We start from the raw sequence: 9225 nt of genomic DNA, 5'->3' as shown, positions 1-9225 counted from the left end.
GGGCGCCTCAACCCCCCCCCCGCCGACGCGATGCCGCCGGGGGCCGGCGCCCTGCCGCGACCGTCCCGGGCGGCGGCGGTCGGGGACGTCGCGCTGACTCGGGACCACCGGACCGGCCGCGAATTTTCCGCCCGACCGATGACTTCCCGCACTCCACGTCGTCTCTACTGCACGGGCACCAAGGGACCGAAGGACTTGACGATGACTGATCTGGCAATCGAGACCACCGGACTGGTGAAGGTCTTCGGCGACAACCGCGCCGTGGACGGCGTCGACCTCCGGGTGCCGGCCGGCACGGTCTACGGAGTTCTCGGACCGAACGGCGCCGGCAAGACGACCACGGTCCGGATGCTCGCCACCCTGCTGCGACCGGACGGCGGTGAGGCCCGCGTCTTCGGCAAGGACGTGCAGAAGGACGCCGACGCGGTCCGCAGCCGGGTGAGCCTCACCGGCCAGTACGCCTCCGTCGACGAGGACCTGACGGGCACGGAGAACCTGGTGCTGCTCGCGCGGCTGCTCGGCCACGCCAAGCCGGCGGCCAGGGACCGGGCGGCCCAGCTGCTGGAGGCGTTCGGTCTGCGCGAGGCGGCCGGCAAGCAGGTGAAGAACTACTCGGGAGGCATGCGGCGCCGCATCGACATCGCCGCGTCCATCCTCAACACCCCGGACCTGCTCTTCCTCGACGAGCCCACCACCGGCCTCGACCCGCGCAGCCGCAACCAGGTCTGGGACATCGTGCGGGCCGTCGTCTCCCAGGGGACGACGGTGCTGCTGACGACGCAGTACCTCGACGAGGCCGACCACCTCGCGTCACGGATCGCAGTGATCGACCACGGCAAGGTCATCGCCGAGGGCACGAAGGGCGAGCTGAAGGCCTCCGTCGGGTCGGGGGCCGTGCACCTGCGGCTGCGCGACGCCGACCAGCGGCCGAAGGCCGAGCGGGTGCTGGCGGAGGCGCTGGGCGCGGAGGTGCTGCTCGACGCCGATCCGGTCGCCCTCACCGCCCGGGTCAACGGCCGGGCCACCGAACGCGGAGCGGCGGAGCAGGCGGCGCACGCGCTGGCCGAGCTCGCCCGCTCGGGCATCACCGTGGACAACTTCGCGCTGGGACAACCCAGCCTGGACGAGGTCTTCCTCGCCCTGACCGACAAGAAGGGGGAGGCCGCATGAGCACCGCCACCACCACCAAGGACCCCGGCGAGCTGGAATTCGAAGCACCGAAGGCGGAGGACCTCGCCTCGCTGCTGGTGGCCGCGGAGCGGCCCCCGAGGCCCAGTGCGTGGTCGGCGTCGCTGACGTTCGGCTGGCGCGCCATGCTCAAGATCAAGCATGTGCCGGAGCAGCTGTTCGACGTGACGGCGTTCCCGATCATGATGGTGCTGATGTACACGTACCTCTTCGGGGGCGCGATCGCCGGCTCCGTCGACGCGTACATCCAGTTCCTGCTGCCCGGCATCCTGACCATGAGCGTCGTGATGATCACGATGTACACGGGTGTCGCCGTCAACAACGACATCTCCAAGGGCGTCTTCGACCGGTTCCGCACGCTGCCGATCTGGCGGCCCGCGCCCATGGTCGGCTATCTGCTCGGCGACGTGGTCCGCTATCTGATCGCCTCGGTCGTGATGCTGGCCGTCGGGCTGATCATCGGGTACCGCCCCGACGGCGGGCCGGTCGGCATCGTGCTCGGTATCGCGGTGCTGATGGTCTTCTCGTTCGCGTTCTCGTGGATCTGGACGATGTTCGGCCTGCTGCTGCGCACCGAGAAGTCGGTGATGGGCGTCAGCATGATGGTCATCTTCCCGATGACGTTCCTGAGCAACGTGTTCGTCGACCCGCGGACGATGCCCGGCTGGCTCCAGGCCTTCGTCAACAACAGTCCCGTCACCCATGTCTCCACCGCGGTGCGGGAGCTGATGGCGGGCAACTGGCCGGCGGCGGACATCGCCTGGTCGCTCGGCTGGTCGGCCGTGCTCGTGGTCGTCTTCGGCACGGTCACGATGCGCCTCTACAACCGCAAGTGACCCCGCCCGCCGCGACGGCGACGCCCCCGGCCCGTGAACAGGCCGGGGGCGTCGCCGTCAAGAAGGTGCGTCAGTCGCGCTCGCCGCGTACGACGACGACCGGGCAGGGCGCGTGCTGGGTGAGGTGCAGGCCGACGGAGCCGAGCAGCGTCGCCTTGAAGCCGCTGTAGCCCCGGTCGCCGACGACCAGCAGCGAGGCGCCCGCGGACCTGTCCATCAGGGCCTGCGCCGCACTGCCGATCAGGACGGTACGGGTCACGGACGCGGCGGCCTCGGCGCCGAGTGTCTGCTCGAGGGTGTCGTCGAGCACCTTGGCCGCCAGCGCCTGCGGGTCGAACTCGGCCGGGATGGCGGCGACCATCGAGGCCCAGCCGGCGGCGGGGTACTCCCAGCTGATGACGGCCTCCAGGGAGTCCCCTGTCATCCCGGCCTGCCGTACGGCCCATCGCAGGGCCCTGATCGACGGCTCCGAGCCGTCGACGCCCACGACGATCCTGCCCGCCGTGCCGGTCGTGTCCGTCATGTCCGCCACCTCCATAGCCGCCTGGCCCTTGGCCTGTCCGGCCATAGCCGGTGCAAGCCTATGTAAATCTACGCAAACAGGTCGGCTGTTGCCGTGGCGTGGTCCGGTGCGCCGGTGGTTCGCGAGGCCATCAGAGTGGCGAGCTCGCGGCCCGCGCGGGCGATCCGGTCGGGCAGGGTGTCGGTCATCGGATCGCCCGAACCACCCCAGTCCTCGGACGCCGCGTACACGGCGGTCGGCACGACGATCGCCCGCAGGTAGGCGAACAGCGGCCGCAGTGCGTGCTCCAGCACCAGCGAGTGCCGTGCGGTCCCGCCGGTCGCCGCGATCAGCACCGGCTTCCCGGTGAGCGCGTCGGGCTCGATCAGGTCGAAGAACGACTTGAACAGTCCGCTGTACGAGGCGGTGAACACGGGCGTCACGGCTATCAGCCCGTCGGCGCCGGTCACCGCGTCGATCGCGTCGGCGAGCGGCTCCGCCGGGAAGCCCGTCACCAGGTTGTTCGCGATGGGCACGGCGAGGTCGCGCAGCTCGACGACCGTCACCCGCACCTCGCGCCCGCCCGCGAGCTCCCGGCGCACGGACTCGGTGATCCGGTCGGCCAGCAGCCGGCTGGAGGACGGGACCCCCAGCCCGGCCGATACGACGACGAGGTTCACGGGCCCTGAGGTCTGCGTCATGACGTCTCCTTCGTGTTCCGGCCGAGGACGGCGGGGTGCTGCGGGGCGGTCTCCGGGACCCCGGCCGGCCGCAGCTTGGCGAACTCCTCGCGCAGCACCGGCACGACCTCCTCGCCGAGGATGTCGAGCTGCTCGAGGACGGTCTTCAGCGGCAGCCCCGCGTGGTCCATCAGGAACAGCTGGCGCTGGTAGTCGCCGACCGCGTCGCGGAAGCCGAGCGTGCGCTCGATGACCTGCTGCGGGGAGCCGACGGTCAGCGGTGTCTGCTCGGTGAAGTCCTCCAGGGACGGCCCGTGGCCGTAGACGGGCGCGTTGTCGAAGTACGGACGGAACTCGCGCACCGCGTCCTGCGAGTTCCTGCGCATGAACACCTGGCCGCCCAGCCCGACGATGGCCTGCTCGGGGGTGCCGTGGCCGTGGTGCGCGAACCGCTGCCGGTACAGCCCGACCATCTTCTTGGTGTGGGACATGGGCCAGAAGATGTTGTTGTGGAAGAAGCCGTCGCCGTAGTACGCGGCCTGCTCGGCGATCTCGGGGGAGCGGATCGAGCCGTGCCAGACGAACGGCGGGACGCCGTCGAGCGGGCGCGGGGTCGCGGTGAAGCCCTGGAGGGGCGTACGGAACTTGCCCTCCCAGTCGACGACGTCCTCCCTCCACAGCCTGTGGAGGAGCGCGTAGTTCTCCATGGCCAGGGGGATGCCCTGGCGGATGTCCTTGCCGAACCACGGATAGACGGGGCCGGTGTTGCCGCGGCCCATCATCAGGTCGACGCGGCCGTCCGCGATGTGCTGGAGGTACGCGTAGTCCTCGGCGATCTTCACCGGGTCGTTGGTGGTGATCAGCGTGGTCGACGTGGAGAGCGTGATCCGCTCGGTCAGGGCGGCGACGTGCCCGAGCAGGGTGGTCGGCGAGGAGGGGACGAACGGCGGGTTGTGGTGCTCGCCGGTCGCGAAGACGTCGAGACCGACCTCTTCCGCCTTGCGGGCGATGGCGACCGTCGCCTTGATCCGCTCGTGCTCGCTCGGCGTACGGCCGGTGGTCGGGTCCGGCGTGACGTCGCCGACCGTGAAGATGCCGAACTGCATGACGTGTTCACCTCTCGGGCTTGGTTGAACGTTGAACTAACTGTACCGCTCAACCGTGACACCCCGGCGGCTATTCCGGCCGCGCCGGACCACCGCCGTCCCTGCCGGCCCCGCGGGCCTCAGCTCGGGCCGACGGCCCCCGGGAACAGCTGGCGGAAGGCGTCCGCCGACTCGGAGCCCGACCGGCCGAACGGTGCGTCGAAGTCCCAGACGAGGAAGAGGAGGAACGCGATCAGCGCGCTGAAGAGGCCCGCGAGCAGCAGCTCCCGGAACGTACGGCCGATCTGCATCGTGAAGATCAGTCCGATCGTGACGGCGGCCCCGCTGATCAGGCCGAACCATACGATGCCCGGCAGCGTCTCCTCGGCACCCGACGCACGGGCGTTGCGCGCGTCCTCCGCGGCCGCGACCTGGTCGAGCATCGGCTGGTAGGCCTGGGCCTCCAGCTCGTTCTTCGGTTCGCGCTCCGCCACGTCGGAGCGCACGGCCGCCAGCAACTCCGTCCCTCGCGGCGACAGCTCCTTGTGGTCGATCATCCGGGGCCACTCGGTCTCGACCACCTCCGCGACGTAGACGTCGATGTCATCCCGGAGCCGGTCGCGGAAGTCGGCCGGATACACCTGGGCGCGCTGGGTGACCTCGTGCAGCGCCTGCGCCTCCGTGCGGACGGCGTCCTGTGCCGCGCCGCGAGCCTCCCAGACGCCGGCGATGGCGAGGCCGAGCACGATCGCGTACACGACGCCGACCATCATCACCATGTACTCGAGCACATCAGGTGTCTCCGGGGCCTCCCGCTCCTCGATGCCGGTCTCCGCCGCGGCGTCGCGCGTGCGCTGGCTGAGGAGGGTGACGACGAGGACGACGGCGCAGGCGGCGGCCATCACGATGGCCAGGACCAGCCATTCGGACATGGGGGTCTCCGGTGGTGAGGTGAGGTCTGGGAGGTGCGGGGCGAGGATCAGGCCCGGCCGCGCCGGTTGGCGGCGGACTGCGAGCGGGGGCGCAGCAGGGCCGCGGCGAGCACGGCCGGAGTGGTGGTGACCAGCATCAGGATCGTGAGGGGCGTCCCGTCGGCGGGCTCCACTCCCCCGGACGCGGGCCGGTATGTGCGGATGGCCACGGCCTCCGCGCGGGCCGGCGGCGCGGGAGCCGCGGCGGGCGGGGCGGGGGCCGGCGGTTCGGGAGGCGCCGGTGGGGCCGGCGCTGCGGGCGCCTCGGTCCGCACCACGGGCGGGGCCGGCGGTTCGGCGGACGGCGACGGTGTCGGTGCCGGGGGAGGCGAGGGCGTCGGCGCAGGTGCGGGCGGCGGCGAAGGGGCGGGCGTTTGCGGGGGCTCGGGCGGCGGTGGCGCCGGCGGAGAGGGCGGGGGCGTCGGCGCGGGCGGCGTCGGCGTGGGCCCGGGCGGGCAGTCCCCGCCGATGGTCACCGACACTCCGACGCCGATCAGCCCCGGTAACGCCACCGACACCGAGAGGGTCGGATCGTCTGTGCTGTGCTCCGGCGCCGGCTCATGATCGGATGCGGTCGCCGATACGTCGGCATGCCCGGATCCGTCGGCGTTCCCGGACGCGGCGGCAACGATTCCCACCCCGTGTGTTCCGAGAATCGCCGCGACCCCCAGTGCGCTCACGTGCTGCCATCCCGCCACGACGCCACGGTAGAGGTCCCGGAAGGAGTCGTATGAGCAAAATCACCCCTTTGGATGATTAGTGAGTTCATTCGACCGCGCGGGCGCCCTGTGGCGCGAGTCATTTTGCACTTTGTTGCAAAAGGCCCCTGGGGCGGCTAAACATTCAGTCGACACCCCGCGCGAGGAGGACCGATGAGCACGAGCACCAGCACCACCACGGCCGGGCCGACGCCGTACCCCCATCTGCTGAGCCCGCTCGACCTCGGGTTCACCACCCTGCCCAACCGGGTCCTGATGGGATCCATGCACGTCGGCCTCGAAGAGGCGGAGCGCGGCTTCGAGCGCATGGCCGCCTTCTACGCGGAGCGTGCCCGCGGCGGTGTCGGCCTCATCGTCACCGGCGGCATATCGCCCAACGACCGCGGCCGCCCGTACGAGGGCGGGGCCAGGATGACCACCGACGAAGAGGCCGCGCAGCACCGCGTCGTCACCGACGCCGTGCACGCAGAGGGCGGCCGGATCGCCATGCAGATCCTCCACTTCGGCCGGTACGCCTACCACCAGGACCTGGTCGCGCCCAGCGCCATCCAGGCGCCCATCAGCCCGTTCGTCCCGCACGCCCTGACCGACGCCGAGGTCGAGGAGACCATCGAGGACTTCGTCAGGGCGGCCACCCTCGCCAAGTCGGCGGGCTACGACGGCGTCGAGATCATGGGCTCCGAGGGCTACTTCATCAACGAGTTCATCGCGAGCGCCACCAACCACCGCACCGACCGCTGGGGCGGCAGCTACGAGAACCGCATCCGGCTGCCCCTGGAGATCGTCCGCCGGACGCGTGAAGCGGTCGGCACCGACTTCATCCTGATCTACCGGCTCTCCATGCTCGACCTGGTCCCCGGCGGCTCCTCGCTCGAAGAGGTCGTGACGCTCGCCAAGGAGATCGAGGCGGCGGGCGCCACGATCATCAACACCGGCATCGGCTGGCACGAGGCCCGCATCCCCACCATCGCGACGTCCGTGCCGCGCGGCGCGTACAGCTGGGTGACCAAGAAGCTGATGGGCGCCGTCTCGGTGCCGCTGGTGACGAGCAACCGGATCAACACCCCCGAGGTCGCCGAGGAGTTGCTCGCCGACGGGCGCGCCGACATGGTGTCCCTGGCCCGCCCCTTCCTCGCGGACCCCGACTTCGTCGCCAAGGCGCGGGCCGGACGCGCCGACGCGATCAACACCTGCATCGGCTGCAACCAGGCCTGCCTGGACCACACCTTCAACCTCAAGATCACCTCCTGTCTGGTGAACCCGCGCGCCTGCCACGAGACCGAACTGGTCCTCGCGCCCACCCGGCTGAAGAAGCGCATCGCCGTCGTCGGCGCCGGTCCCGCCGGTCTGGCCTGCGCCGTCTCCGCCGCCGAGCGCGGCCACGAGGTGACCCTCTTCGACGCCGCGGACGAGATCGGCGGCCAGCTGAACATCGCCAAGCGGGTCCCGGGCAAGGAGGAGTTCAACGAGACCCTCCGCTATTTCCGCACCCGGCTCGCGGAGTGCGGCGTCCGCCTGCGTCTCGGCACCCGCGTCGGCGCCGGCGACCTCCCGGCCGCCGACTTCGACGAGGTCGTCGTCGCCACCGGCGTCACACCGCGCACCCCCGAGATCGACGGCGTCGACCACCCGAGCGTCGTCAGCTACCTCGACGTGCTGCGTGACGGCGCCCCGGTCGGTGAGCGCGTCGCCGTCATCGGCGCCGGCGGGATCGGCTTCGACGTCGCGGAGTTCCTCACCGACGGCGGCGAGGGCGCGAGCCAGGACCCGGAGACGTACTTCCGCCAGTGGGGCGTCGACACCGGTTACGCGGCCCGTGGCGGGCTGACGAAGCCCGTGCGCCCGGCCCCGCCGCGGGCCGTGCACCTCCTCCAGCGCAAGACCAGCAAGGTCGGTGCCGGTCTCGGGAAGACGACGGGCTGGATCCACCGCACGGAGCTCAAGCACCGCGGCGTGACGATGACGGCGGGCGCCACCTACGAGCGGATCGACGACGAGGGCCTGCACCTGACCGTCGACGGCACCTCGTCCGTGCTGCCCGTCGACACGGTCGTGCTCTGCACCGGCCAGGAGCCGCAGCGCGGACTGTACGACGAGCTCGCCGCGGCCGGCCGGACCGTGCACCTCATCGGAGGGGCCGACGTGGCAGCCGAGTTGGACGCGAAGCGCGCCATCGACCAGGGCACCCGGCTGGCCGCCACCCTCTGACCGCGCGACCCCGGCCGGGAGGCGACCCGCTCGGGTCCCTTCCGGCCGCCGGCCCGCGCTCACGAGCCGGTCACAGGGGTGGCATACCATGCGCACGACATTCATAAGACTTTCGTAAGAGGATGTACGCGTCATGGCAGTCCGCTCCCTGTCCCGGTCCCTGCGCGGTATGTCCGCCGCCGTCGCTCTGCTCGCCGTAGGCGCGGTGGGGTGCTCGGAAGTCGTCGACGGCGCCAAGGACGGCGCGAAGAAGGTGGCCCGGCAGCGGTCCGTGTTCTCGCTCAACCCGGGGGACTGCTACAACCCGAACGGCAAGGCCACCGAGGGTGAAGCGGTCGCCATCGAGGTCGTGCCCTGCGCCGAGCCGCACCAGGCGGAGGTCGTCGGCGAGTTCACCCTCGACGAAGGCAAGACCTTCCCCGGCAACGACGCGATCTGGGCGATCGCCGACGAGCGCTGCCCGGTGGAGGCCCAGAAGTTCTCGCCGGACACCTGGGCGCTGCCCAAGGGTGTGGAGATCTTCTACTACACGCCGACCAGCGAGAGCTGGGCCACCGGCGACCGCTCCGTGAGCTGCAGCTACACCCAGGAGACGGGCAAGCTCACCGGCTCGCTGAAGGCCGGCCCCGAGGCGTCGAAGCCGGAGCAGACCGCGTACCTCAAGGGCGCCAACGCCGTCTACGAGGCGCTGTGGACGACCCAGCCCGAAGCGGAGACCGTCGAGGACGACCTCGCCGGCTACAAGGCCCAGGCCAAGGCCGTCGCCGCCGCCCTCGACACGCACATCGCTGGCATGAAGGGCATCAAGGGCGTGGAGACCGGCAAGCTGCGCGCGCAGCTGGAGAAGACCGCCGGGCACTGGAAGAAGGCCGCGAACGCCGCCGACGCCGACGCGTTCTACGTCTCCTACGACCCGGCCTTCACCGGCCTCGACCCGAACGGGGCGGTCGCCGCGCGCAAGGAGCTCGGCCTGGCCACCACCGTCCCGGCCGACGACGCGGAGGTCTGGGCGGGCTGACGCCCGCCGCAGCGGGAC

9 protein-coding genes are annotated in these 9225 nt (G+C 71.2%); 4 read left to right on the top strand and 5 right to left on the bottom strand.

Translation table 11 applies throughout. The features are described 5' to 3' along the window. The first annotated feature begins 201 nt into the window (after positions 1-201). A complete protein-coding gene (locus ACWGH4_RS24560; protein ID WP_441263423.1) occupies positions 202-1170 on the top strand; it encodes an ATP-binding cassette domain-containing protein in 969 nt (322 codons plus the stop codon). After that, the gene (locus ACWGH4_RS24555; RefSeq protein WP_453464598.1) at positions 1167-2024 is read left to right on the top strand and encodes an ABC transporter permease; all 858 of its coding nucleotides are present in this window, start codon (positions 1167-1169) and stop codon (positions 2022-2024) included. Before ACWGH4_RS24560 ends, ACWGH4_RS24555 begins: the two co-directional genes overlap by 4 nt. 70 nt (positions 2025-2094) lie before the next feature. Here the strand turns inward: ACWGH4_RS24555 and ACWGH4_RS24550 are convergent, their stop codons facing one another. From ACWGH4_RS24550 to ACWGH4_RS24530, 5 genes are all read right to left on the bottom strand, one after another. Continuing rightward, positions 2095-2547: a universal stress protein gene (locus ACWGH4_RS24550; RefSeq protein ID WP_453464595.1), complete on the bottom strand. Its 453-nt coding sequence runs from the start codon at positions 2545-2547 to the stop codon at positions 2095-2097. A 68-nt stretch (positions 2548-2615) separates the two neighbouring features. Next, positions 2616-3227 carry an FMN reductase gene (locus ACWGH4_RS24545; protein WP_453464592.1) on the bottom strand — a complete coding sequence of 204 codons (612 nt, stop codon included), beginning with the start codon at positions 3225-3227 and terminating at the stop codon, positions 2616-2618. Beyond that, on the bottom strand, positions 3224-4312 hold the full coding sequence (locus tag ACWGH4_RS24540) for a CE1758 family FMN-dependent luciferase-like monooxygenase (RefSeq protein WP_441263427.1): 1089 nt from the start codon (positions 4310-4312) through the stop codon (positions 3224-3226). Before ACWGH4_RS24540 ends, ACWGH4_RS24545 begins: the two co-directional genes overlap by 4 nt. A 119-nt stretch (positions 4313-4431) precedes the next feature. Further along, the gene (locus ACWGH4_RS24535) at positions 4432-5223 is read right to left on the bottom strand and encodes a bestrophin-like domain (RefSeq protein ID WP_441263428.1); all 792 of its coding nucleotides are present in this window, start codon (positions 5221-5223) and stop codon (positions 4432-4434) included. Positions 5224-5270: 47 nt separating this feature from the next. Further along, on the bottom strand, positions 5271-5432 hold the full coding sequence (locus ACWGH4_RS24530) for a hypothetical protein (RefSeq protein WP_441263429.1): 162 nt from the start codon (positions 5430-5432) through the stop codon (positions 5271-5273). A gap of 702 nt (positions 5433-6134) precedes the next feature. On the opposite strand from ACWGH4_RS24530, the gene ACWGH4_RS24525 reads away from it, so the two are divergent. Together ACWGH4_RS24525 and ACWGH4_RS24520 are read left to right on the top strand one after the other, a co-directional pair. Then, positions 6135-8189 carry an FAD-dependent oxidoreductase gene (locus ACWGH4_RS24525; RefSeq protein WP_453464587.1) on the top strand — a complete coding sequence of 685 codons (2055 nt, stop codon included), beginning with the start codon at positions 6135-6137 and terminating at the stop codon, positions 8187-8189. 133 nt (positions 8190-8322) lie between these two features. Beyond that, positions 8323-9207 carry a septum formation family protein gene (locus ACWGH4_RS24520; protein ID WP_453464584.1) on the top strand — a complete coding sequence of 295 codons (885 nt, stop codon included), beginning with the start codon at positions 8323-8325 and terminating at the stop codon, positions 9205-9207. Positions 9208-9225: the final 18 nt, after the last annotated feature.

Source organism: Streptomyces sp. NPDC054847, assembly GCF_053610925.1.
The sequence above is the reverse complement of the archived record's forward strand: the minus strand, read 5'-3'. Positions and strand labels throughout refer to the sequence as shown.

Coding starts and splice junctions, on each gene's coding strand:
- ACWGH4_RS24555 (WP_453464598.1), top strand. CDS start 1,167: ATGAGCACCGCCACCACCACCAAGGACCCCGGCGAGCTGGAATTCGAA.
- ACWGH4_RS24560 (WP_441263423.1), top strand. CDS start 202: ATGACTGATCTGGCAATCGAGACCACCGGACTGGTGAAGGTCTTCGGC.
- ACWGH4_RS24550 (WP_453464595.1), bottom strand. CDS start 2,547: ATGACGGACACGACCGGCACGGCGGGCAGGATCGTCGTGGGCGTCGAC.
- ACWGH4_RS24540 (WP_441263427.1), bottom strand. CDS start 4,312: ATGCAGTTCGGCATCTTCACGGTCGGCGACGTCACGCCGGACCCGACC.
- ACWGH4_RS24520 (WP_453464584.1), top strand. CDS start 8,323: ATGGCAGTCCGCTCCCTGTCCCGGTCCCTGCGCGGTATGTCCGCCGCC.
- ACWGH4_RS24535 (WP_441263428.1), bottom strand. CDS start 5,223: ATGTCCGAATGGCTGGTCCTGGCCATCGTGATGGCCGCCGCCTGCGCC.
- ACWGH4_RS24525 (WP_453464587.1), top strand. CDS start 6,135: ATGAGCACGAGCACCAGCACCACCACGGCCGGGCCGACGCCGTACCCC.
- ACWGH4_RS24545 (WP_453464592.1), bottom strand. CDS start 3,227: ATGACGCAGACCTCAGGGCCCGTGAACCTCGTCGTCGTATCGGCCGGG.